Source organism: Allokutzneria sp. A3M-2-11 16, assembly GCF_024213555.1.
GTDB lineage: Bacteria > Actinomycetota > Actinomycetes > Mycobacteriales > Pseudonocardiaceae > Allokutzneria.
This window is the reverse complement of record NZ_JANAVO010000001.1, coordinates 2,333,791-2,356,560: the sequence shown is the minus strand read 5'-3', so window position 1 is coordinate 2,356,560 and position 22,770 is coordinate 2,333,791. Positions and strand designations below refer to the sequence as shown.

Annotated in this window: 24 protein-coding genes; 7 read left to right on the top strand and 17 right to left on the bottom strand. The window is 71.4% G+C overall.

The window, feature by feature from the left end; genetic code table 11:
- Nucleotides 1–46 precede the first annotated feature (46 nt).
- Both NLX83_RS11775 and lysS read right to left on the bottom strand, forming a co-directional pair.
- Nucleotides 47–394, bottom strand: coding sequence for a histone-like nucleoid-structuring protein Lsr2 (locus tag NLX83_RS11775; protein WP_254234865.1), 348 nt, complete (start codon nt 392–394; stop codon nt 47–49).
- Between the two features lie 141 nt (nt 395–535).
- Nucleotides 536–1,990, bottom strand: coding sequence for a lysine--tRNA ligase (gene lysS / locus NLX83_RS11770; protein WP_254236180.1), 1,455 nt, complete (start codon nt 1,988–1,990; stop codon nt 536–538).
- 113 nt (nt 1,991–2,103) lie between these two features.
- Between lysS and NLX83_RS11765 the strand changes: the two genes are divergently transcribed.
- Complete coding sequence (locus NLX83_RS11765) at nt 2,104–2,868, top strand: class I SAM-dependent methyltransferase (RefSeq protein WP_254234864.1); 765 nt, start codon at nt 2,104–2,106, stop codon at nt 2,866–2,868.
- A 3-nt stretch (nt 2,869–2,871) separates the two neighbouring features.
- Here the strand turns inward: NLX83_RS11765 and NLX83_RS11760 are convergent, their stop codons facing one another.
- The 5 genes from NLX83_RS11760 to NLX83_RS11740 form a co-directional block, all read right to left on the bottom strand.
- Nucleotides 2,872–3,657, bottom strand: a complete 786-nt coding sequence (locus NLX83_RS11760) for a type III pantothenate kinase (RefSeq protein WP_254234863.1) — start codon at nt 3,655–3,657, stop codon at nt 2,872–2,874.
- 13 nt (nt 3,658–3,670) lie between these two features.
- Nucleotides 3,671–4,144 carry an aspartate 1-decarboxylase gene (gene panD / locus NLX83_RS11755; protein ID WP_254234862.1) on the bottom strand — a complete coding sequence of 158 codons (474 nt, stop codon included), beginning with the start codon at nt 4,142–4,144 and terminating at the stop codon, nt 3,671–3,673.
- A 15-nt stretch (nt 4,145–4,159) separates the two neighbouring features.
- A complete protein-coding gene (panC, locus tag NLX83_RS11750; RefSeq protein WP_254234861.1) occupies nt 4,160–5,053 on the bottom strand; it encodes a pantoate--beta-alanine ligase in 894 nt (297 codons plus the stop codon).
- Entirely contained in the window at nt 5,050–5,955 is a 906-nt protein-coding gene (locus tag NLX83_RS11745; RefSeq protein WP_254234860.1) for a Rossmann-like and DUF2520 domain-containing protein, read from the bottom strand. Before NLX83_RS11745 ends, panC begins: the two co-directional genes overlap by 4 nt.
- Nucleotides 5,956–6,061: 106 nt before the next feature.
- On the bottom strand, nt 6,062–7,270 hold the full coding sequence (locus NLX83_RS11740) for a PrsW family intramembrane metalloprotease (RefSeq protein ID WP_254234859.1): 1,209 nt from the start codon (nt 7,268–7,270) through the stop codon (nt 6,062–6,064).
- Between the two features lie 85 nt (nt 7,271–7,355).
- Here NLX83_RS11740 and NLX83_RS11735 point away from each other — a divergent pair, with 85 nt between their 5' ends.
- Nucleotides 7,356–8,294, top strand: coding sequence for an SAM-dependent methyltransferase (locus tag NLX83_RS11735; RefSeq protein WP_254234858.1), 939 nt, complete (start codon nt 7,356–7,358; stop codon nt 8,292–8,294).
- Nucleotides 8,291–9,427, top strand: coding sequence for an NADH-quinone oxidoreductase subunit D (locus tag NLX83_RS41830; protein ID WP_254234857.1), 1,137 nt, complete (start codon nt 8,291–8,293; stop codon nt 9,425–9,427). Before NLX83_RS11735 ends, NLX83_RS41830 begins: the two co-directional genes overlap by 4 nt.
- A 6-nt stretch (nt 9,428–9,433) precedes the next feature.
- Here NLX83_RS41830 and NLX83_RS11725 read toward each other — a convergent pair whose 3' ends face one another.
- The gene (locus tag NLX83_RS11725; RefSeq protein WP_254234856.1) at nt 9,434–11,086 is read right to left on the bottom strand and encodes a DUF6779 domain-containing protein; all 1,653 of its coding nucleotides are present in this window, start codon (nt 11,084–11,086) and stop codon (nt 9,434–9,436) included.
- 99 nt (nt 11,087–11,185) lie between these two features.
- Nucleotides 11,186–11,659 carry a DUF3180 domain-containing protein gene (locus NLX83_RS11720; RefSeq protein WP_254234855.1) on the bottom strand — a complete coding sequence of 158 codons (474 nt, stop codon included), beginning with the start codon at nt 11,657–11,659 and terminating at the stop codon, nt 11,186–11,188.
- 60 nt (nt 11,660–11,719) lie between these two features.
- On the opposite strand from NLX83_RS11720, the gene NLX83_RS11715 reads away from it, so the two are divergent.
- The 3 genes from NLX83_RS11715 to NLX83_RS11705 are packed head-to-tail and all read left to right on the top strand — an operon-like array spanning nt 11,720 to nt 12,866.
- Nucleotides 11,720–12,019 (top strand): ArsR/SmtB family transcription factor, encoded by a 300-nt coding sequence (locus NLX83_RS11715; RefSeq protein WP_254234854.1) that lies wholly within the window; start codon nt 11,720–11,722, stop codon nt 12,017–12,019.
- Complete coding sequence (locus NLX83_RS11710; RefSeq protein WP_254234853.1) at nt 12,019–12,504, top strand: YbaK/EbsC family protein; 486 nt, start codon at nt 12,019–12,021, stop codon at nt 12,502–12,504. Before NLX83_RS11715 ends, NLX83_RS11710 begins: the two co-directional genes overlap by 1 nt.
- On the top strand, nt 12,501–12,866 hold the full coding sequence (locus NLX83_RS11705) for a cupin domain-containing protein (RefSeq protein WP_254234852.1): 366 nt from the start codon (nt 12,501–12,503) through the stop codon (nt 12,864–12,866). Before NLX83_RS11710 ends, NLX83_RS11705 begins: the two co-directional genes overlap by 4 nt.
- Before the next feature lie 241 nt (nt 12,867–13,107).
- Here NLX83_RS11705 and folK read toward each other — a convergent pair whose 3' ends face one another.
- Genes folK through ftsH form a run of 5 tightly spaced genes read right to left on the bottom strand, consistent with a single transcriptional unit; the run spans nt 13,108 to nt 17,732 of the window.
- Nucleotides 13,108–13,596 carry a 2-amino-4-hydroxy-6-hydroxymethyldihydropteridine diphosphokinase gene (gene folK / locus NLX83_RS11700; RefSeq protein ID WP_254234851.1) on the bottom strand — a complete coding sequence of 163 codons (489 nt, stop codon included), beginning with the start codon at nt 13,594–13,596 and terminating at the stop codon, nt 13,108–13,110.
- A complete protein-coding gene (folB, locus tag NLX83_RS11695; RefSeq protein WP_254234850.1) occupies nt 13,593–13,973 on the bottom strand; it encodes a dihydroneopterin aldolase in 381 nt (126 codons plus the stop codon). Before folB ends, folK begins: the two co-directional genes overlap by 4 nt.
- The gene (gene folP / locus NLX83_RS11690; protein WP_254234849.1) at nt 13,970–14,809 is read right to left on the bottom strand and encodes a dihydropteroate synthase; all 840 of its coding nucleotides are present in this window, start codon (nt 14,807–14,809) and stop codon (nt 13,970–13,972) included. Before folP ends, folB begins: the two co-directional genes overlap by 4 nt.
- Nucleotides 14,809–15,423, bottom strand: a complete 615-nt coding sequence (folE, locus tag NLX83_RS11685) for a GTP cyclohydrolase I FolE (RefSeq protein ID WP_254236179.1) — start codon at nt 15,421–15,423, stop codon at nt 14,809–14,811. The genes folP and folE overlap by 1 nt, the downstream gene beginning before the upstream one ends.
- Entirely contained in the window at nt 15,420–17,732 is a 2,313-nt protein-coding gene (gene ftsH / locus NLX83_RS11680) for an ATP-dependent zinc metalloprotease FtsH (RefSeq protein WP_254234848.1), read from the bottom strand. The genes folE and ftsH overlap by 4 nt, the downstream gene beginning before the upstream one ends.
- Before the next feature lie 461 nt (nt 17,733–18,193).
- Between ftsH and NLX83_RS11675 the strand changes: the two genes are divergently transcribed.
- Complete coding sequence (locus NLX83_RS11675; RefSeq protein ID WP_254234847.1) at nt 18,194–19,852, top strand: substrate-binding domain-containing protein; 1,659 nt, start codon at nt 18,194–18,196, stop codon at nt 19,850–19,852.
- A 159-nt stretch (nt 19,853–20,011) separates the two neighbouring features.
- Here NLX83_RS11675 and hpt read toward each other — a convergent pair whose 3' ends face one another.
- The 3 genes from hpt to NLX83_RS11660 are packed head-to-tail and all read right to left on the bottom strand — an operon-like array spanning nt 20,012 to nt 22,607.
- Entirely contained in the window at nt 20,012–20,563 is a 552-nt protein-coding gene (gene hpt / locus NLX83_RS11670; protein ID WP_254234846.1) for a hypoxanthine phosphoribosyltransferase, read from the bottom strand.
- A gap of 19 nt (nt 20,564–20,582) precedes the next feature.
- A complete protein-coding gene (gene tilS, locus NLX83_RS11665) occupies nt 20,583–21,569 on the bottom strand; it encodes a tRNA lysidine(34) synthetase TilS (RefSeq protein ID WP_254234845.1) in 987 nt (328 codons plus the stop codon).
- A 3-nt stretch (nt 21,570–21,572) separates the two neighbouring features.
- Entirely contained in the window at nt 21,573–22,607 is a 1,035-nt protein-coding gene (locus tag NLX83_RS11660) for a zinc-dependent metalloprotease (protein ID WP_254236178.1), read from the bottom strand.
- Nucleotides 22,608–22,770: the final 163 nt, after the last annotated feature.

Genomic DNA, 22,770 nt, shown 5'->3' with positions numbered 1-22,770 from the left:
GGGGTCCTTTTGTGTATCCGAACCGGTACACCCGGTTCCGGTCAGCTCAGTTTTCGTTGTGGTAGGACTCCAGCACGTCGGCCGGGATACGACCGCGGTCGGAGACCTTCATGCCGCGCTTACGGGCCCACTCCCGAATTGCCTGGTTCTGCTCGCGGTCCGCGGCGGCCGGACGGCCGGGCCGCGCGGCGGAACGCCCTCCTGCGGAACGACGCCTGCCGCCGACCTTGCGCGCGCTCCCGATGAAGTCGGCGAGCGAGTCGCGCAGCTTTCCGGCGTTACCTCCGGAAAGGTCGATCTCGTAGGAGACCCCGTCGATTGCGAACTCAACGGTCTCCTCGGCCTCGGAACCGTCGAGGTCGTCCACCAAGGTCCGGATGACCTTCTCAGCCATGCGTCTTCCTTCCCTGAAATCCGGCGACGTGTGCGTTCCGGATGCGTTCCCCAGTCGCCAGCTCGGCAACGAGACTGATCGCGACATTAGCGCAGCTCTGTTCAAAAGAGCAGACGCCGCTCGGTCTCAAAGTGGTGAACGTCATTCAGGTCGTACAAGTGGGAAGAGGATCGTCTCCCGGATACCGAGACCGGTCAGGGCCATCAACAGCCGGTCCATGCCCATTCCCATGCCGCCGCTCGGCGGCATTCCGTACTCAAGCGCGCGCAAGAAGTCCTCATCCAGCCGCATGGCCTCGACGTCCCCGGCGGCCGCCAGCCGCGCCTGGTCCTCGAAGCGTTGCCGCTGCACAACGGGGTCGACCAGCTCGGAGTACCCGGTGGCCAGCTCGAAGCCGCGGACGTAGAGATCCCACTTCTCGGTGACCCCGGCCACGCTGCGGTGCTGACGCGTCAGCGGAGCGGTCTCGGTTGGGAAGTCACGCACAAACGTAGGCGCGTGCAAGTGGTCTCCCACCAGGTGCTCCCAAAGCTCCTCGACCAGCTTTCCGTGGCCGAGCGCCGGGTCGGTGGAGATACCGCGCGTTTCCGCGTGCTTACGCAGGAGCTCCACCGAGGTGTTCGGCGTGATCTCCTCGCCAAGGGCCTCCGACAGCGACCCGTACATCGTAATTGTGGTCCACTCACCGGAGACGTCGTACTCCGTGCCGTCGGCCAGCGTCGCCACCTGCGAGCCGAATACGGCCTGCGCGGCTTCTTGGACCAACTCCCTGGTCAGCACACCGATGGTGTCGTAGGAACCGTAGGCCTCGTATGCCTCGAGCATCGCGAACTCCGGCGAGTGCGAGGAGTCCATGCCCTCGTTTCGGAAGTTGCGGTTGATCTCGAAGACCTTCTCGATACCGCCGACGACGCACCGCTTCAGGTACAGCTCCGGCGCGATTCGAAGGTACAGATCCGTGTCCATGGCATTGGAGTGCGTGACGAATGGCCTAGCGGACGCACCTCCGTGCAGCGTCTGCAACATCGGCGTTTCGACCTCAAGGAATCCGCGCTGGTGGAACGACTCGCGCAGTGATCGCATCACTCCGGAGCGCAAGCGAACGGTATCCCTGGCCTGTGGGCGCAAGATGAGGTCGACGTAACGCTGGCGCACCCGGGTCTCCTCGGAGAGCTCCTTGTGCGCGACCGGCAACGGACGCAAGGTCTTCGCCGTCATTTGCCATTCCGTGACCATCACCGACAATTCGCCGCGCCGCGAGGTCGCCACCTCACCGCGCACGAACACGTGGTCACCGAGGTCGACATCGCTCTTCCACGCGGCGAGCGCTTCCGCGCCGACCCGGTCGAGGCTGAGCATCGCCTGGAGTTCGACTCCGTCGCCTTCGCGCAGCGTCGCGAAACAGAGCTTGCCGGTGTTGCGGACGAACATGACGCGGCCGGTGACGCCGACGACCAGGCCGGTCGGGGTGTCCGGTTCGAGGTCCGGATAGGCGGCGCGGATCTCGGCGAGGGAATGGGTGCGCTCGACCACGACGGGATAGGGGTCGACGCCTGCCTCCAGCAGACGCTCCCGCTTTTCCCGGCGGACCCGCATCTGCTCCGGCAGGTCGTCTTCGCTGGTCGCAGGCTGCTGCTGGGGCTTTGAGTTCACGGGGCAAAAGGGTACGGAACCCCATGTCGCCGAGGCGAACGGGATACGGTCTGGCGATGGACGACTCCGGCCTGAAGACCCGCCGCGCCCTGTCCTTCGGAGCGCGCGCGGCCCAGTACGCCGAACACCGTCCCGGCTACCCGGCCGAAGCGGTGCGCTGGGCACTGGAGCCGGTGCGCGACCGCGAGCAGGTCCGCGTGCTCGACCTGGCCGCGGGCACGGGGCGGCTGTCCGAGGCCCTGCTGGAGGAGCCGGTCGCGGTGATCGCGGTCGAGCCGGACGACGCCATGCGGACGCAGCTGCTGAGCCGGCTCTCCGGGCTCGCGGCGCTCAAGGGCACCGCGGAGGACATCCCGCTGCCGGACGAGCGGGTGGACGCGGTCCTGGTCGGCCAGGCTTTCCACTGGTTCGACCCGGAGCTGGCCCTCCCGGAGATCGCCAGGGTGCTCAAGCCCGGCGGGGTGCTGGCCGCGCTGTGGAACCACGACGACGACCGGGTGCCGTGGGTGGCCGGGCTCGCCGACATCACCGGCACCGGTGTCCGCTACTCCGAGCGCAAGCACGACCGCGCGGACCTGCTGCCGGAGAACGACCTGTTCACCGCGTTCGGCCAGCGGACCTTCGACCACGTGCAACGCAGGACCGCGGCGACGCTGACCGAGACGATCGCCACCCATTCGGTGACGCTGGTCAAGGACGAGCCGGAGCGGGCGGAGACGCTGGCCCGGGTGCGCGCCTACCTCGACGAGACCCCGGAGACGGCCACCGGCGAGTTCGACCTGCCCCTCGTGACGATCGCCGCCCGCGTCCGCAAGCTCTAGCGGTCAACGCGTGTTGCGCTCGTAGACCAGTTTCAGGCCGAGCAGCGTGAGGTCGGAGACGTGGTGCTGGATGGTCGAGGACTCCGCGAGCACCAACGGGGCGAGGCCGCCGGTGGCAATCACCGTGACCGGCCCGGAGTCGGTCGCCTCCAGCTCCGCCACGATGCGCTGGACCAGGCCGTCCACCTGGCTGGCGAAGCCGTAGAGGATGCCGGACTGCAGGCACTCCACCGTGTTCTTGCCGATCACCGACCGCGGCCGGACCAGCTCCACCTTGCGCAGCTGGGCGGCGCGCGCGGCGAGGGCGTCCACCGAGATCTCGATGCCGGGGGCGAAGGCGCCGCCGAGGAACTCGCCCTTGGCGGAGATCACGTCGATGTTGGTGGAGGTGCCGAAGTCCACCACGACGCAGGCGGTGTCGAAGAGGTGGTGCGCGGCCAGCGTGTTGATCACGCGGTCGGCGCCGACCTCCTTGGGGTTGTCCACCAGCAGCGGGACGCCGGTGCGCACCCCGGGCTGGACGATCACCCTGGGCACGTCGCCCCAGTAGCGGCCGAGCATCACCCGCAGCTCGCGCAGCACGGACGGCACCGTGGACAGCGCCGAGACGCCGGTGACCTTGTCGGCGTGCTCACCCAGCAGGCCGCGCGTGGTCAGCGCCAGCTCGTCCGCGGTCATCCTGGCGTCCGTGCGCATCCGCCAGTCCCGCAGCAGGGTGGTGTCCGTGCCGTCGCCCGCGTACAGGCCGAGCACGATGTTGGTGTTGCCGACGTCTACGGCGAGCAGCACCGCGAACCGCCTCTCAGTCCTCTGCCTGGATGAGCTTGTCCAGCCGGGCCGCGTCCACCGTCTCGGCGGCGGGCTCCTCCGTCTCCGCGCCGCTGGTCAGGCCGGAGCCCTCCGGGGCGGCGGCCGGGTCGCTGCCCAGCTCGACGATGGCGTTCGCCGCGTCCACGAAGATCACCTTCGGCCGGTAGGACCGGGCCTGCGCGTCCTCCATCAGCCCGTAGGCGATCAGGATGACCAGGTCACCGGGGTGCACCAGGTGCGCGGCGGCGCCGTTGATGCCGAGCACCCCGCTGCCCCGTTCCCCGGGGATCACGTAGGTCTCCAGCCGGGCCCCGTTGGTCACGTCGACGATCGCCACCTGCTCGCCCGGCAGCAGGTCGGCGGCGTCCATCAGGTCCTCGTCCACCGTGACCGACCCGACGTAGTCCAGGTCGGCCTGGGTCACCGTGGCGCGGTGGATCTTCGACTTCAGCATGGTGCGGAACATGGCTGGGTCCCCCTCTCACCCTCGGTGTTCCGGGTTGCCCCCGAGCAGCACGGGGGTGTTGTCGATGAGTCTGGTCCTGCCGACGCGAGCGGCGACGAGCAGCCTCGCCTCGCCCTTGGCAGGCGCCGGACCGAGGTCCTTGCCGCGCAGCTCCAGGTAGTCCACGACCACCTCGGGGTTGGCGTCGAGCACCGCCCGCGCCGCCGCCACCCCCTGCTCGGCCCCCTCGATCGCGGCCTCGGTGCCCGCGGACAACGCCTCGGGCACCGTCCGCGCGCTGGCCCGCTCCGCCTCGGAGAGGAAGCGGTTGCGGGAGGACAGCGCCAGCTGGTCCTCGGGGTCCCGGACGATCGGCACCCCCACCACGGAGGTCTCGAAGTCCAGGTCCCGCACCATCCGCTTGATCAGCACCAGCTGCTGGTAGTCCTTCTCGCCGAAGAACGAGTAGTCCGGCCGGACGATGTTGAAGAGCTTGGCCACCACGGTGAGCACCCCGGCGAAGTGACCGGGCCGGACGGCGCCCTCCAGCTCGTCACCGAGCGGCCCCGGGTGCACGGTGACCTGCGCGTCGTCACCGTAGATCGCCTCCGGCGACGGTGCGAGCACCAGTTCGACTCCTGCCGCTCGGCACTTGGCCAGGTCGTCCTCAAGCGTGCGCGGGTACTTCGCCAGGTCCTCGCCGGGCCCGAACTGCAACGGGTTCACGAAGATCGACACGACGGTGACGGTGTTCGGGACCCGCCGCGACCGCCTGATCAGCTCCAGGTGGCCGTCGTGCAGCGCGCCCATGGTGGGCACCAGCGCGATCCGGCGGCCGACGCCGCGCAGCGCCCTGGTGACCTTGGCCAGCTCGGCGGGATCGGTGTGCACGGTGAGTTCGTCGCGGGTGAAGCTCGGCGTGCTGGTCATCGCGGGTCCTCGTGGAGTTCGGAGCGGACGGCGTCGGCGGCGTCGGGGCGCAGCAACCCGGCTTGCTGGGCGCGGTCGGCGGTGCGCCGGGCCAGCGCCAGGTAGGCGGGCAGCACATCCGGTGACGAGCGGCCGAGCACGCCGACGTGGGCGCGCACCGTCCCGGCGTCACCGCGGGCGACGGGACCGGTGAGCGAGCGGTCGCCCAGCCGGAGCGCGTTGTCCAGCGACGCGCCCAGCAGCGGCGCGAGCAACCGCTCGGCGGAGCCGATTCCCGCGTCGCGCAACAGGTCCACGCACTCGGCGACCAGGGTCATCAGGTGGTTGGCGCCGTGCGCGATGGCCGCGTGGTAGAGCGGACGGGCGGCCTCGGGCACGCGCACGGGCTCCGCGCCCATCTCCACGACCAGCGCCTCGGCCACGTTCCAGGCGACCTCGTCATCGTCGGTGGCGGTGACGCCGACGCAGCACGCGGCCATCCGCTGGAGGTCCTCCGGCCGCCCGGTGAAGGTCATGACCGGGTGCAGCGCCAGCGGTAGCACGCCGATCTCCGACGCGGGCCGCAGCACGTCGACCCCGTGGGCGCCCGCGGTGTGCACGACGATCTGCCCCGCGCGCAAGGAGTTCGTCGCCACCAGACCCCGGACCAGGCCGCCGAGCTCGTCATCGGGCACCGCGAGCAGCACCAGGTCTGCGGCGCGGGCGACCGCGTCGGGCCCGAGCACCGGAACCCCGGGGAGCAGCAGCTCCGCCCGGGCGAGGGAAGCGCTGGACACCGCGGAGACCCCGTTGACGATGTGCCCCGCCCGGGCCAGGGCGGCCCCGAGCACCGAACCGACCCGGCCGGCGGAGACCACTCCGACGGCGAGCCGAGCTGGGCGCTCTGAGGAGAACGCAGTCATCGTCCTGCTCCTCTTGGTGTTCCAGGCCCACGACCACCGCGGGTACCGGACAGCGGCGCGAGACTAACCGGCCGGAACCGGTCCACGCGGACGCTGGTGACCAGCTTCACCCGGTGTCTCCCGGGCGGCGGGGGCGGCGTCGGGAGCCCGCGAGGCCGAGCGCGCCGGGGGCGTTCACCGCGGCGGCCCTGGCGCGGTGCAGCGTGGCCAGCAGCTCCGCGTGCCTCCGGTCGGAGTCGCCGCCGCAGGTGCCGTTGGCCATGCGGTGCCTCAGGAACGCGAGTTCGGTGACCGCGGTCTGGTACCCGGCGACCGCGCGCGCGGCCTCCTCGCCCGCGCGCTGCCGGACCCGGCCGAGCCACCAGCGCCTGCCCGCCATGCTGGCCAGCAGCGCCACCTCGCTCGGCGCGATCCAGCCCGCGTCGGCCATGACGGGCAGCTGGCCGACGACGATCCGCTGCTCGCGACGGCGCTGCCAGACCACCAGCCAGATCATCCCGGCGAAGATCGGCACCATGATCAGGAAGTAGACGTCGAGGAAGTCCAGCCCGCCGCCGAGGGTGGCCGCGGCGTTCCACAGCACGTGCAGGCCGATCGCGAGCAGGAAACCCAGCAGTGGCGCGAAGAACCGCACCGCGCCGCGACTGCTGCCCGCGGCGAGGCCGAGCCCGATCCCGGTCATCGCGGTGAACAGCGGGTGGGCGAACGGTGAGAGCACGCCGCGCAGGATGAACACGGCGACCACACCGCTGGTGGCGTTGCCGAAACCGCCCTGGGCGAAGCCCTGGCCGAAGTAGAAGATGTTCTCGGTGAAGGCGAACCCGGCCGCCGTGACGCCCGCGTAGACGATGCCGTCCACCACGCCGTCGAACTCGTGCCTGCGCCGCAGCACCAGGGCGAGCGGGAACAGCGCCTTGGCCGTCTCCTCGACCAGCGGGGCCGAGACCACCGAACTGAGGAAGTCACCACCGGACGGGCCGAGCAGCAGGTCACCGACGGCGCGGGCGCTGTCGTTGATCAGCAGCGCGCTGATCGTCGCTCCGCAGGCGCCCCAGAGGAACGCGGCGAGCAGCAGCCGGGTCGGCTCGGGCTCCCAGCGGTCGATCCACAGGAACGCGCCCATGACGAAGCCGACCGGCACCAGCGCGGTGCCCGCGCCGATCAGCACGGCCAGCAGGCCGACGCGGGAGGTGGCCATCCCGAGCAGGATCAGGCCGCAGGTGCCGAGGAGGATCAGGCCGATCACCGAACCGATGACGGCGCGCTGCTGTCGGCGTTGCTGAGCCGGCTCGGCCGGGAGCTCATCCGTGGTCACGATGCGTGAGCCTACGGTTTCGCCCCATACCGCTCGGAACGGACTTCCCGGTCGCGATCAGCGGGGTCGGTAGGGTGCCCGTTCCGTGCGGGACTGGCGGCAGGCGTGGCAGGCGGCGCTGTACTCCCCCGGCGGTTTCTTCGCCCGGGGCGAGCGCCCGTCCGCGCACTTCAGGACCTCGCCGCTGGTCGGGCCGGAGCTGGCCGAGGCGCTGCTGGAGCTGCTCGCGCGGGTGGACTTCGCGCTCGGCGGCCCCGCCGCGCTGGACTTCGTGGACGTCGGCGCGGGCGGCGGTGAGCTGTCCGCCGCGGTGCACGACCTCGCCCCGCCCGCGCTGCGACGGCGCCTGTGCGTAACGGCCGTGGAGTTCTCGCCTCCGGCCGTTCCCGCCGCGGTGCGCGTCCGCTCCGACCTCCCGGACCGCGTGGTGGGGCTGCTCGTCGGGCACGAGTGGCTGGACTCGATCCCGTGCCGGATCGCCGAAGTCCACAGTGGACAGATTCGCGCGGTGCACGTGGACGACCACGGCACCGAGTCGACCGGTCCAGCCGTCACCGGCGCGGAATTGGAATGGCTGCGCCGCTGGTGGCCCGCGCCCGAGCGAGCCGAAATCGGCCTGCCTCGCGATGAAGCGTGGGCGGACGCGGTCGGCCGGGTGCGCGCGGGCGCGGCGCTGGCCGTCGACTACGGGCACGTCATGGCGTTGCGTCCGCGCGAGGGAACGCTGACCGGCTACCTGGCCGGGCGCCAGGTGCGGCCGATCCCGGACGGCAACCGCGACCTGACCGCGCACGTCGCGATGGACTCGTGCGCCGCGGCGGCCGGGGGCGGCGTGATCACTTCGCAGGCCACGGCGCTCGCCGCGCTCGGCCTGTCCGCCACAGCGCCCGCATCGGGACTCGCGGCGACCGATCCCCTGCGCTGGCTGACCGAAACCGCGCGATCAGGCCGGATCGCCGAGCTGACCGATCCGGCGGGCCTCGGCGGCTTCCACTGGCTCCTGCATGGAAGCATGCTTCCGTGAGCAGGCAGGAAACCATCGGAGTCGGTGCGGGCGCGGCATACCTCGGAGTCGACCGCGTGATCGACCTCGGACCGTTGCACCCGGCGGCGCACGGCGCGTACCGGCTGCGGTTACGGCTGGAGGGCACGGTCGTCGCCGAGGCGGAGCCCCTGGTCGGCCACCTGCACCGGGGCGCGGAGAAGCTCTTCGAGGTCCGCGACTACCGCCAGGCCCTCGCGCTGGCCAACCGCCACGACTGGCTCGCCGCGTTCTGCAACGAGGTCACGCTCGCCCTCGCCGTGGAGCGGATGACCGGCATGGACGTGCCACCAAGGGCTTTGTGGCTGCGCACCCTGCTGTGCGAGCTGAACCGGATGCTCGCGCACCTCGCGTTCCTGGCTCCGCTGACCCGCACGCCGGACGGCTCGTCGACGGCTGGCACCACCGCCGCGCAGCGCGGCATGCACGCCGTCCAGTCGGTCATGGAGGAGGCGACCGGCGGCCGAATCCATTTCATGGCAACGAGAATCGGCGGTTTGCGGGAGGACGTGCCCGCGGGCTGGACCGCCAACGTCGCCACCGCTCTGTCCACTGTGGACCTATCGGCGATTCGTCAGTCCACGGTGGACGATGATGGCTTCCGCTCCCGGTACGCGGGAATCGGTGTCCTCTCCGCCGACGACGTGCTCGAACTCGGCGTGACCGGCCCCGCCGCCCGGGCGAGCGGGGTCGACATCGACCTCCGCCGCGACGACCCCACCTGCGCCTACGGTGAGCTGACCGTCGATCCCGTGCTCGGCACGACCGGCGACGCCCTCGCCAGGGTCGGGTGTTTGGCTGGCGAGATCGCGCAGTCGATCCGCCTGGCCCGCGAATGCCTGGACCGGCTGCCGGGCGGCCCGGTCAACGTGCGCCTGCCCAAGGCGGTGAAGGCCCCGGAGGGTTCGGTCTACACGTGGCTGGAGGCCCCGCTCGGCGTCAGCGGCGTCTACCTGGCATCGCGCGGCGAGAAGACCCCGTGGCGGCTGAAACTGCGGACCCCGTCCTTCAACAACGTCCAGGCCCTCGCGTCGCTTCTCCCCGGAACCCAGGTCGCCGACCTCCCCGCCGTCCTCGGCTCCTTCGCCCTGGTCGTCGGCGACATCGACAAGTAGGACCGATCAGTCCTCGGCGCGGCGACGACGACGGCGCGGGTTGTCGTTCACACCGTTGGCCGCCAGCAGCTCGCTGACGGAGAGCCCACCGCCGGAGGAGTGGTGACCGGAGGACGCGGCGGACGCGGCCGGTTCGGCATCGGAGAGCTCCGGGTTCCACGCTCCGGTGGCGTCCCAGGACGGAGCCACTCCCTCCGGGCGACGGCGGCGTCCCGTCGAGGACGAGGTGTCGCGGCGCGGCGGCGGGTCGTCCTGGGTGGCCCATTCCGCGTTCACGTCGACCTTCGGCGGCGGAGGAGGGGGCGGGGGCGGCTTGGGGGCCTCGCGCTTGCTCGCGGCGAGCTTGTCCATCCAGCTCGGCTCGGAGTCGCCGCGGTGCCTGCGGCCGGTTGAGCGCACGGGCTCGACGAACGGGTCCGGCTCGGGTTCCGGCTCGGGCAGCGCGAACGAGTCCGACAGCGACGACAGCGCGGGAGCCTCCGGCTCGGCGTGGATCTCGGGCTCCGGCTTGCGGGGCGGCTCGGGACGGCGCACGGGATCGGTCTTGCGCACCTCGGGCTCGCGCACCTCGGGCTCCCGGACCTCGGGTTCGGGGCGGCGGACCTCGACGCGCGGCTCGGGCGCGCGGGCGGGCGGGCGGTTGACGACCTGCGGTTCGCGCACCGGCGGGCGGCTGACCACCTGCGGCTCCGGACGCGGCGAACGAGCGGGCGGGGTCGGCGCGGCCATCCGGCCGGAGTCCTGCCGCGGGCGCTGCGGCGGCTGCGCGGGCGTGCGCTCGTGGACCTCGGTGGACTCGACGGCGGTGACGGGTGGCACGACCGTCGTCGCGGCGGGCTGAACCGGACGGGAGACGGGCGTGGCGGGCCATGCCTCGACGACCTCGGGCATGACCGCGGCGGGCTGCATCTGCTGGTCCCGGCGCGGCGGCAGCGATCGGGTCGGCTCGGGGCGCTGCGCGGGCTGCGGGCGCTGGGGACGGCTCGGCTCGTTGCGCAGCGGCTGCGGGCGGCCGGACTCGACGCGGCGAGCGCTGTCCTTGGCCATCACCTGCGTGTGCGCGGCGTCCGCCCGCACCGGCTGCGGCCGCACCTGCGACTGCGCGGGCGCGAGCTTGCGCCGGTGCTCCTCGGTGGTCGTGATGATCCGGCTCTCGCGGCTGTCGGACAGGCCCACCAGGCGCGCCTGGTCCAGCGCGCGCATCCGCGTCGCCTCGGCGCGCAGGGCGACCCGCTCCACCAGGACCTCGCCGCCGAGCAGCGCCTCCAGGTTCTCGCGCAACGTGCGCAGCTCGCTGCGGAGGTCGTCCAGCTCGCTGCGGGACTCGTCCTCCAGCTGCCGCCGCGTCTCGGCCTCGACCTCCAGCTCGTACTCGCGGCGGGCCGCGCACTCGCGCTCCAGCTCGAGTTCGTAGACGCGCTGCAGCTCTTCCTCGCGCTCCTCGCGCTCCATCGCCTGGTTCCGGTAGCGGGCGGCTGCGAAGGCGGCGAGCAGGGCCGCCCAGAGCGCCGCGACCACGGCGAGGCGTAACCAGCGGGACGAGTCACTGAACACCAACACGGCCGCGGCGACCACGGCGAAGGACAACACTGCCACGACCAACGCCAAGCCCATGCCACGGCCAGTGCTGCGCTCGGACGAGTCGCTGCGGCCGGTCATACGCTCTACGGTACCTGGCGGTTATCCGAACGAGACCTCCTCGGCGGGCTCATTCCCGTCTCGGTGCAGGCACGTTGTGATCCACATCGAATTTTCTGCTCAGTCCCGAAACCTGTTGATCTTGTCCGAATCGTCCGGTTCATCAGGGGTTCTGCAGCAGTGCTCCAGCCAGAGCGCACCGCCGATCAGCGCGCCCGAACTGACCAGCCCGACGGTCGCCGCGAGCGTGTCCCCGGCCGCCGCCTCAAGATCGCCGAAGCGGGGCGCCACGTAGAGCAGCACCGCCCCCCACACACCCCCCATGATGGCTCCGGCCAGCGAAGACGCCTTCGCCAGCGCCACCGCGCGGGCAGCGACGAGCGCCTCGACCGGCACCGTCCCCGGCTTGCGCTGGATGCGCGCGCGAAGGGTGAACCCGAACCACGCCTCGACGCCGCCGAGCACCAGGAAGGTGAGCCCGATGAGGGCGGGCAGCCGGGGCAGCGAGTTGTACCCGGCGATCAGCAGCAGGTGGGTCACCAGCGCCGCCAGCAGCGCCGCGACGGCCAGATCTCGTGGCCTGGTGAATCTCACACCCCCCATCCTGCCCCCTTCCCCTTGACAAGCCAATTAGCTAATAAGCAAACTTCCTAAGTGACCACGATCGACGTGTTGAAGGCGCTGGCCAACGAGCGGCGGATGCAGATCCTGGACTGGCTCAAGGACCCGACCCGGCACTTCCCGCCGCAGGTGGACGGCGACCTGGAGAGCGACGGCGTGTGCGCGCTCTACATCGCCGAGAAGCTCGGCATGAGCCAGCCGAGCGCGGGCGAGCACCTCAGGGTGCTGGCCGCGGCCGACCTGATCGTCGGCACCCGGATCAAGCAGTGGGTCTTCTACCGGCGCAACGAGAAGCGCATCGAGGAAGTCCGCGCGGCCATGAAGGACCTGTGATGTACGACAAGCTCATCGACCTCCTCGACGCCGAGGGCGCCGGCTACCGCGTGCTCGACCACCCGCCGGAGGGGCGCACCGACCTCGTCAGCGAGCTGCGCGGGAACGCGCTCGCGCAGGCCGCGAAGTGCGTCGTGGTCATGGTGAAGATCGGCAAGAAGACCAGGCGCCACGTGCTGGCCGTGGTGCCCGGCGACCGCAGGGTCGACCTGGCCGCGCTCAAGGCGCTGCTCGGCGGCAGCTACGCCGCCTTCGCCTCGCAGAAGGTCGCCGAGGCCCTCGCGGGCAGCGCGAGCGGCACGATCCTGCCCTTCACCTGGCACCCCGACCTCGAACTGATCGTCGACCCCGCGCTGGCCGAGCAGGACGAGCTGTTCTTCAACGCCGCCCGGCTGGACCGCTCGATCGCCTTGTCCACCAACGACTACATCGCGATCACCCAACCCCGGATCGAACCCATCGCCGAAGTCAGGAGCACCTCGTGACCGAGTACTCGATCACCACCGAACCGCGCTTCGCGCACCTGGAGCGCATCGACGTCGGCCAGGTCGCCGCCGCCGTCACCGAGCAGTGGCACAACCAGACCCTGTGCACCGTGAACGACTCGGTCGTCCGGCTCGGCGTGCTCAACGGCGAGTTCCACTGGCACAAGCACGACAACGAGGACGAGTTCTTCTACGTCGTGGAGGGCAGGCTGATCATCGAGGTCGAGGGCCGCGAGGACGCCGACCTCGGACCGGGCCAGGCGTTCACCGTGCCCAAGGGCGTCATGCACCGCCCCATCGCCCCGGGCCGAGCAGTCATCCTGATGGTGGAGCCTGCGAGCGTCCGCCCCACCGGCGACTAGACCACCGCATCCCGTAAGCGGCCCCCAGCGATCGTGACGCTCCCCCGAAACATCCCCACCGCAGCCCAAAACCCCGTTTCGTACTCTTGCCGGGATTTTAGAGCGCTCTTTTTCCCGTTATGAGTACGAAACGGGGTTCTCTAGACCACGCCCGCGGAGGATGGGGTGAGCGGGCGGGTGTGGGGCATGGGACAGAGTTTACTTGGTGGGCGGAGTGCGGGCGGGGCTTGCAGGACGCGGACTAGTAGGTCAGCTTCAGGTCGTCCCGGCGGTGCACGCCCTCGGTGGCCAGCCGGGCGAGCAGGTCCCGGACCGGGCCGTGGCCCGGCAACACGGCGTCCGGGTCGATGTCGAGCCACGGCAGCAGCACCGTGGCCCGCTCCGGCGTCCCGGGGTGCGGCAGCAGCAGGTCGGGGTGGTCGGAGGCGATGTCGTCGACCGTCACCACGTCGACGTCGAGCACCCTCGGACCCCAGCGCACCAAGCGCTCCCGGCCTGCCCGTTGCTCCAGTTCCTGACCGCGGCGCAGCCAGTACCACTCGTCGGCGCCGTCGGCCTCCACCACGAGAACCGCGTTGAGGAAGTCGTCCTGGTCGACCCCGCCCCACGGAGCGGTCTCGTAGACCGGCGACACCGCGACCAGTTCGGGCCGGAAACCGTCCACAGCGGACTGGAGGAACGTGAGCCGGTCCCCCATGTTCGAGCCGAGCGAGAGGACAGCTCGGCTCATGCGGGCTGGCGTCCCTTCCGCCGGGACCGCCGCACGGTGACGGCGACGTCGGCGAACTCCAGCGGGATCGGCGCGTTGGGCTTGTGGATCGTCACCTCGGCGGAGTGCACGCGCTCGTCCATCATCACGTCGTCGGCGACCCGGCCCGCGACCGACTCGATCAGGTCGTACGCCTTGCCGCCGACGATCTCCGCGGCGCGCTCGGCCAGGACGCCGTAGTGCAGCGTGTGCCTGAGGTCGTCGGTCTCGGCGGCGCGGTCGAGGTCGATCCAGACGGTGATGTCGACGACGAAGTCCTGGCCGTCGCGCTTCTCGTGGTCGAAGACGCCGTGGTTGCCGCGCACCCGCAGCCCAGTCAACGTGATCCGGTCCGTCATCGGTCCTCCCAGCCTCGCGCCCATGCCGCCGCCACCGCCACCGCGTCCAGCGACCCCGCCACATCGTGCACCCGCACCCCCCACACCCCGGCGGAGGCTGCCAGGGTGGTGATCGCGGCGGTGGCGAACTCGCGGCCGTCGGGCGGGCGCGGCACCCCGTTGGCGTCGGCGAGCAGCGCGCCGAGGAACCGCTTGCGGGACGCGCCGACGAGCAGCGGGAAGCCGAGCTTGACCAGCTCGTCCAGCCTGCGCAGCAGCTCCCAGTCCTGCCTGCGGCTCTTCGCGAAGCCGAGCCCGGGGTCGAGTACGAGCGCGTCCTCGGCGACCCCGGCGGCGATGGCTGCCTCGACCCGCGCGGTCAGTTCGGCGCTCACGTCGGACACGACGTCGGTGTAGCTGGCGAGCAGGTCCATCTCCGTGCTGTGACCCCGCCAGTGCATCAGGATCCACGGACAGCCCGCGTCCGCGACCACGTGCGCCATCCGTTCGTCGGCAAGGCCGCCGGAGACGTCGTTGATCACCGTGGCGCCCGCCTCCAGGGCGGCGGTCGCGACCTCGCTGCGCATGGTGTCCACGCTCGTGCGCACGCCGTGCGCGGTGAGGTCGCGGATCACCGGGACGACGCGGGCGGCCTCCACGGTGGGCTCGACGCGTTGCGCGCCGGGCCTGGTGGACTCGCCACCGACATCGATCAGGTCGGCGCCCCTGCGGAACATCTCGATGCCGTGCGCCACCGCGTCGTCGTGGTCGAGGTAGCGCCCGCCGTCGGAGAACGAGTCGGGGGTGACGTTGAGGATGCCCATGACCGCGCAGCGGCCGGGGCTGGGCAGGCCCATCAACGGGCCTTGATCAGCTCGATGGCCTCGGCCCTGGACGAGGCGGAGTCCCGCATCAGCCCGCGCACGGCTGAGGTCGTCGTCAGCGATCCGGCCTTCTTGATCCCGCGCATGCCCATGCAGAGATGTTCCGCCTGCATCACCACGATCACCCCGCGGGGGTTGAGCTTGCGCACGAGGGCGTCGGCGACCTGCGAGGTCAGCCGCTCCTGCACCTGCGGGCGGCGGGCGTAGAGGTCGACCAGCCGCGCGAGCTTGGACAGCCCCGTCACCTGGCCCTCGGCGTTCGGGATGTAGCCGACGTGGGCCACCCCGTGGAAGGGCAGCAGGTGGTGCTCGCAGGTGGAGTACATCGGGATGTCGGTGACCAGGACGAGCTCCTCGTGGCTCTCGTCGAAGGTCTTGTCCAGCACGGAGTCCGGGTTCGTGTACAGCCCGGCGAACAGCTCCTCGTAGGCCCGTGCGACCCGGGCCGGGGTGTCCCTCAGCCCCTCGCGGGTGGGGTCCTCGCCCACCGCGGCGAGCAGTTCGCGAACGGCGGCCTCGGCGCGCTCCCGGTCGAAGACCTGGTGCCCGCCGAGGCCGACTGTGCCGTTCTCGTCGTTGCCGTTCAGCGCTTGCCGTCCTGGGGGTCGGCGTCGATCGAGCGCTGCACCTCTTTCTGCGCCTCCGGTTGCGGCTGCTCCGCTGGGCGGTCACCGCTCGACGGCTGCTGCGGGCCGGTCCACGTGCCGGAGGGGCCACCGGGCGCGGTCGCCGGGGTCCAGCCGGGGGGCGCCCCGTAGTACGGCGGACCCGGTGCGTGCGGCTGCGTCTGATCAGAGGACGGAGCCTGCTGCGCCTGCCATGCCGGCGGGTGCGGCTGCTGCGGGCCACTGCCGTTCGGGCCGGGCGTCTCACCGCTGCCGTGCGGCGGACCGCCCGGCAGGTCGCCGCCGCCGGGGGCGGTGCCGACCGGGGTCGGCTCGGGCTCCTCGACGACCGGCGGCCACGGCTCGCCGCGCTCGATGGCCAGCTCGCCCCTGGTCTTGATCGGCGGCTTGTCCGAGGGGGTGCGCCCGCCGAAGTCGTTGAACGCGGTGATCCTGGGCCGCTTCTCCACCGTGGCGAAGACGCGCTCCAGGTCCTTGCGCTGCAAGGTCTCCCGGTCGAGCAGCTCCACGACGAGCGCGTCGAGGACGTCGCGGTACTGGGACAGGATCTCCCAGGCCTCGGTGTGCGCGACCTCGATGAGCTTGCGCACCTCCTCGTCGATCTCGTGCGCGACCTCCAGCGAGTAGTCCGGCTGGTGGCCCATCTGCCTGCCGAGGAACGGCTCGCCCTGGTTGGTGCCGTACTTCACGGCGCCGAGCTTGGCGCTCATGCCGTACTCGGTGACCATGGCGCGGGCGATCTTGGTGGCCTGCTCGATATCGCTGGAGGCGCCGGTGGTGGGCTCGTGGAAGATCAGCTCCTCCGCCGAGCGCCCGCCCATCGCGAACACCAGCCTCGCGATCATCTCGGAGCGGGTCATCAGCTCCTTGTCGTCCTCGGGCACCACCAGCGCGTGCCCGCCGGTGCGGCCGCGCGGCATGATCGTGACCTTGTAGACCGGCTCCAGGTCGGGCATGGCCCACGCCGCGAGCGCGTGGCCCGCCTCGTGGTAGGCCGCGACCTTCTTCTCCTTCTCGGAGATCATCCGGCTCTTCCGGGCCGGACCGCCGACGACGCGGTCCACCGACTCCTCAAGGGCTTCGGCCGTGATGAGCTGGCCGTTGTGCCGCGCGGTGAGCAGCGCGGCCTCGTTGAGCACGTTGGCAAGGTCGGCACCGGAGAAGCCAACGGTGCGCTTGGCCAGCGAGTCCAGGTCGGCGCCCGGGTCGAGCGGCTTGCTCTTGGAGTGCACCTTCAGGATCGCCTTGCGACCGGCCAGGTCGGGCGCGGCGACGGGGATCTGCCGGTCGAAGCGGCCGGGGCGCAGCAGCGCCGGGTCCAGGATGTCCGGCCGGTTGGTCGCCGCGATCAGGATGATCCCGCCGCGCGAGTCGAAGCCGTCCATCTCGACCAGCAGCTGGTTGAGGGTCTGCTCGCGCTCGTCGTGGCCGCCGCCGAGACCGGCGCCGCGATGACGGCCGACCGCGTCGATCTCGTCGACGAAGATGATGCACGGCGCGTTCTGCTTGGCCTGCTCGAACAGGTCGCGCACGCGCGAGGCGCCGACACCGACGAACATCTCGACGAAGTCGGAACCGGAGATCGAGTAGAACGGCACGCCCGCCTCACCGGCGACGGCGCGCGCGAGCAGCGTCTTACCGGTTCCCGGCGGCCCGTAGAGCAGCACGCCCTTGGGGATCTTGGCGCCGAGCGCCTGGTAGCGGCCGGGGTTCTGGAGGAAGTCCTTGATCTCGTAGAGCTCCTCCACCGCCTCGTTGGCCCCGGCCACGTCGGCGAAGGTGGTCTTCGGCATGTCCTTGGACAACTGCTTGGCCTTGGACTTGCCGAAGTTCAAGACCCGGCTGCCACCGCCCTGCGAGTTGTTCATCATCCACATCAGCAGGACGAGAACCAGGCCGACCGGGATCAGGTACAGCAGCGCCGTGACGAACAGCGACTCCTGGGTGACCTCGGTCTTCCAGCCGCCGCTCATGTTCTTGGCGTTGGTGAGGGCCTGGACCAGCATGGAGTCCCCGCCGCGCGGGAACTGCGTGATCAGCCTGGTCTTGTTGCCGTCGACCGGGTTGTTCAGATCGAGTTTGAGCCGCTGTTCCTTGTCCTGGAGGATCGCGCTCTTGACGTTGCCGTTGTTGAGCTGTTCCAGGGCGCGGGAGGTGGGCACCTCCTCGTAGCCGCGGGTGTCGTCCAGCAGCACGCTGAAGGCGTAGAACAGCAGGAACGCCGCGAGAATCCAGATCAGCGGGTTCCGAAGCAGGCGCTTACGGTCCATCAACTTACGGCCGTCGGGCGGCCTCGCCCCTCCCTGACTTGCATGTCGGGTGACGGGCCGCCGAGGGGACACGCTGGTGGTCCGGCATTCGTCCGGCGGCCGTCGTCCGACCAGCGTACCGCCCGAGCGCGCACCCGCTCCGAACTACGGCGCGGGGCGACCCGGTCGCACCGGTCTCCCCAGGCAACGGGCGAGCCTCCCGATGGGTTCCCCCGTGGGGTTGGTGATGCTGGCCACGCCGCCACCCGGCGGGTTCGCGCTGGTCACGTGGCGCAATCGTTATTGGCCTTTCCGAGTGAGCAAAGGCGAGGATGCTTCACTCTGACGAGTGAGCGTGGCAGTCTCCGTGCGCGCACGGCGCCGGTTGCTCGTGCAAAGGACACACGACCGAAGCCCCTCCCTCGTTGGAAAGCCACAGGACCATGTCTGGCAGACACCACGTGCCCCGTCCCAGCAGCCGCATGAAGCGCGTCGCCCTGCCCGTCGGGGTCCTGCTCGGCGTTGTGGCGGCGGCCGCGACGACGGTGGTCGCCCTCCGGGGCTGGGGCGGCACCTGTTCGGGCGAGCTCCCGGTGAACCTCGCGGTCACGGCGAACCTGGAACGCCCGGTGCGCGCGGTGGTCGAGGAGTTCCAGGCGGACAAGCCCGCGGTCGACGGCCAGTGCGTGCGGGTCAGGGTCGCAGTCAAGGCGGCGTCGGCGGTGGCGACCGACCTGGTCAACGTGCTCCCCGGCGGCACCCGCACGCCCAGCATCTGGCTGCCGGACTCCGGGCTGTGGCCCGCGCGCGTGCTCCAGCAGGCGGGCAGCGCCAGCGGGCCCGTGCCCGAACTGGACATCCGGGGCTCGCTGGCCAGCTCCCCGCTGGTGATCGCGACCAGCATGCCGCTGGCGGAGAAGCTGGGCGATGTCACCGGCTGGCGGAAGCTGATCCAGGGCGGGGTGCCCTCGGTGATCGGCGACCCGACCAGCGCCACCGAGGGCCTGGCCACGCTCATGCTGATCCGCTCGCTGCTCGGCAACAACGACGGCACACCGCGGCCGGAACTGGTCGAGACGCTGATGAAGGTGGGCCACAACGCCGTACCGGCCATGCGCGACGCCTTCACCAAGGTCGAGCAGGACCCGCTGACCGCGCCCGCCTTCAGCACCACCGAGCAGTCGGTGATCGCCCACAACAGCGGGGCCGCGAACCGGGTCTCGGTGCGCTACGCCGAAGAAGGGACGCTGAGCATGGACCACCCCCTGGTCCGCGTGCGCTCCCGCGGTGAGCCCGCCGGGCTGGACCGGGCGTTGGACCTGGTGGAGGAGGCCCTGCGCGCCCCGGCGTCGGCGAAGCGGCTCGGCGAGGCCGGCTTCCGCGACCCGCACGGCGCGGCGGGCACGGGCTGGCCGGAGGGCAACGGCGTGCGCGGCGCGGCGGTGAGGCTGGTCCCCACCCCGACCCCGGACCAAGCCGCAGAGGTATTGCGCACCTTCAGCGCGGCGACCCTGGACGCGCGGATGCTGGCGGTGATCGACGTCTCCGGGTCGATGCAGGCCAAGGCGGGCAACGGGCAGACCCGGATGGAGCTGGCCAGGGACGCGGCGCTGACCGCGCTCGGCGTGCTCCCGGACTCCACCCAGCTGGGCCTGTGGATCTTCTCGACGAACCACTCCGGCAGCCAGGACTGGACGCAGCTGGTCGGGCTCGGCCCGCTGATGGAGCGGATGAGCGGCGGAACCCGCAGGGACGCGCTGAAGACCGCCGCAACCAGCCTCACCGGCCGGACCAGGGGCGCGACCGGCCTCTACGACACCGCGCTGGCCGCGTGGCGGACCGTGCGCGCCGACCACGACCCGACCAAGGTCAACTCGGTGGTGCTGATCACCGACGGCCGCAACGAGGACCAGCAGGGGCTGGACCTGTCCGGGCTGCTGCAGACGCTGCGCGCCGAGGCGAACCCGGCCCAGCCCGTGCCGATCATCCTCATCGGGCTCGGCCCCGAGGTGGACATGGAGGCGTTGCAGCAGATCGGGACGGCGACGGGCGGCAAGGCCTACGCGGCGCGCGAGGCCGGGGACGTCCGCGGTGTGCTGGTGGACGCAGTCATCCAACGCCGCTGCCGCCCCAACTGCTGAACTGCCTGGTCACCGTGGTTGGGGCGTCTTCAAGTACCACGTACCCCACCGATTTCGGTCGCTAACAGCCACCAACCCCGGCGGGGTAGGGGGCGGTTAGCGACAGTTCTCGCGGGGGTGCGCTGTACTTGAAGACACGCGAACTCCGGCTGCGGAGTGCTAGTTCGAGTAGACCTTGGGGTCGAGCGTGCCGATGTAGGGCAGGTCGCGGTAGCGCTCGGCGTAGTCGAGGCCGTAGCCCACGACGAACTCGTTGGGGATGTCGAAGCCGACGTACTTCACCGGCACGTCCACCTGCACCGCGTCCGGCTTGCGCAGCAGCGAGCAGACCTCCAGCGAGGCGGGCCCGCGCGACTGCAGGTTCTTCAGCAGCCAGGACAGCGTCAGGCCGGAGTCGATGATGTCCTCGACGATCACCACGTCGCGGCCGGTGATGTCGCGGTCGAGGTCCTTGAGGATGCGCACGACGCCGGAGGAGGACGTGGCCGAGCCGTAGGAGCTGACGGCCATGAACTCCAGCTGCACCGGCACGGGCAGCGCGCGGGCGAAGTCGGTCATGAACATCACCGCGCCCTTGAGCACGCCGATCAGCAGCAGGTCGGAGCCCTTGCCCTCCGGATGGTCGTCGGCCACCTGCTTCGCCAGCTCGGCGATCTTGTCCTTGATCTGCTGCTCGGTCACCAGAACGGACGCGATGTCGCCGTCGTACAAGGCCGGACTCCCCTGCTAGCTACGGGTTCAGCCGCTCCGAGCCGGAGCCGCCCAGGTCGAGGTGAAGCCTGCCATGCGAGCGCTCCGCCACCAACCCGCCGGGCAGCGCCACACCGCCCTGACCACGCCATTTCCCGACCAATGCGTCAACAGAACGGAGGTGCGCGTCGGTGACTTCGGTCACGCCCCCCGCCAGCAGCCAGGCCCGCAGGGCCCGCCGTCGCACCGCGGGGTGGGCCTGCGCCAGCTCGGAGACCTCCAGCTCGTGGCTGTCCTCGGCCCGCAGCAGCAGCGCGGCGGCCAGCTCGTCGAGCGCCTCACCGTCCTCGCGGACCTGCGCCGCCGTGCGGGCGAGCGCCTCGGCGACCCCGCCGTGCAGCACGTTCTCCAGCAGCGGCAACGCCTCTCGGCGGAGCCGGACCCTGGTGAAGGCCGGATCGAGGTTGTGCGGGTCCTCCCACGGCTCAAGGCCGAGCGCCGCGCACGCGGCCCGCGTCGTGCTCCTGCGCACGCCCAGCAGCGGCCGTCCCCACGGCGGGTCGAGCGGGCGCATCCCGGCGATCGACCGTGCTCCCGAACCCCGCCCGAGGCCGAGCAGAACGGTTTCGGCCTGGTCATCAAGGGTGTGTCCGAGCAGGACGACGCAATCGGCGCTGGGCCGGGCGTCCAGCAGCGCGGTGTACCGCGCCCTCCGCGCCGCCGCTTCCGGCCCGCCGGGCCCTTCCACCCGCACGCGAAGCACGCTGGCCGCGACGCCGAGCGCGGTGAGCTGCCCTGCCGCACGCGCCGCGATCCCGGCGGAACCCGCCTGGAGCCCATGGTCGACGACGAGGCCGTGCACCTCGACGCCTCGGCGCTCCGCGACGTGCGCTGTGGCCGCGGCAAGGGCGAGCGAGTCCGCGCCTCCGGAGCACGCGACCGCGATGTGCTCACGCGGCTGGACGAGGTCGAGCAGGCGACGGACGGCGGAGCGCACCGAGGCGACCGCCGGATCGGGCCCGCCCATCGGTCAGGCGATCCGGTCTAGCCAGAGCACCGGGTCGGCGATCTCCGCGCGGGTGGGCAGCGTCGTCGGAGAGGTCCACACGGCGTTGAAGCGCTCCATGCCCACGGCCCCGACGACGTGGTCGACGAACGCCGAGCCTTGCGCGTACTGCCGGACCTTCGCGTCCACGCCGAGCAGCGCGCGCAGCAGCCGGTCGACGTTGCCGCGCGGACCGCGACGCACGCTGAACCGCGCCCGGATCGTGCCCACGCTCGGGACCACAGACGGGCCGACCGCGTCCATCACGTGCTCCGCGTGCCCTTCGAGCAGCGTCGACAGCGCGATCAGCCGGTCGAGCACCACGCGCTGTTCCGGGCTCTGCAACAGCTCCAGCAGCCCAACGCTGTCCTTCTCGACGCGTGCCGTCTTCAGCGCTTCGGCGAGGCGCGTCAGCACCGTCGCCGTGGACTCGTCCATGATCGAGAGCAGCTCGCCGACCTGGGTCGCGAAGTAGTCGCGCAGCCACGGGACCGCGGTGAACTGGAGCCGGTGGGTGGACTCGTGCAGGCACACCCAGAGCGCGAAGTCGTCCGCGGGCACGCGCAGCGCGCGCTGCGTCGCCACCACGTTGGGCGCCACCACGAGCAGCCTGCCGTCCGGGCCGTCCCCGCCGAACGGGTCGTACTGGCCGAGCACCCGGCCGCCGAGGTAGGCGAGCACCATGCCCGCCTGCACTCCCGCGGTGCGCGCGAGCACGCTGCCGCGCAGGCCAGGGCTGTTCCGAGGCAGGGCGTGATCGGTGAGCGCGGCGAGCCCCGCGGTCGCGGCGCGGACCCAGCCAGCGCGGTCGACGACGTCCCCGGGCCGCACCGGCAGGCCGTGGCCCAACCCGGTCAGCTCGCGGACGTGCCGCTCCGCCTCGACCGTCTGTTCCCGCATCCGGCGGACGGCCTCTCCGGCCTCCTCCCGGGGGATGACCGGTCCCGCGCTCATGAAGCGCTGGGCGGTGGCAGCGGCGATCCCCCAGTCGATGGGCCCCTGGCCCTCGACCGGTGGCATGTCGGGTGCGGCCGATCCGGCGTTCACCCCATCGACGCTACCCGTAGCCACCCCACGCAAACATCAGCCAACCGGGCCGTACCCGACGTTTCCGCCGAACGATCGGATCACGAGTTGACCGTGGTTGGGGCGTCTTCAAGACCGCCCAACCCCCTCCCGGAAT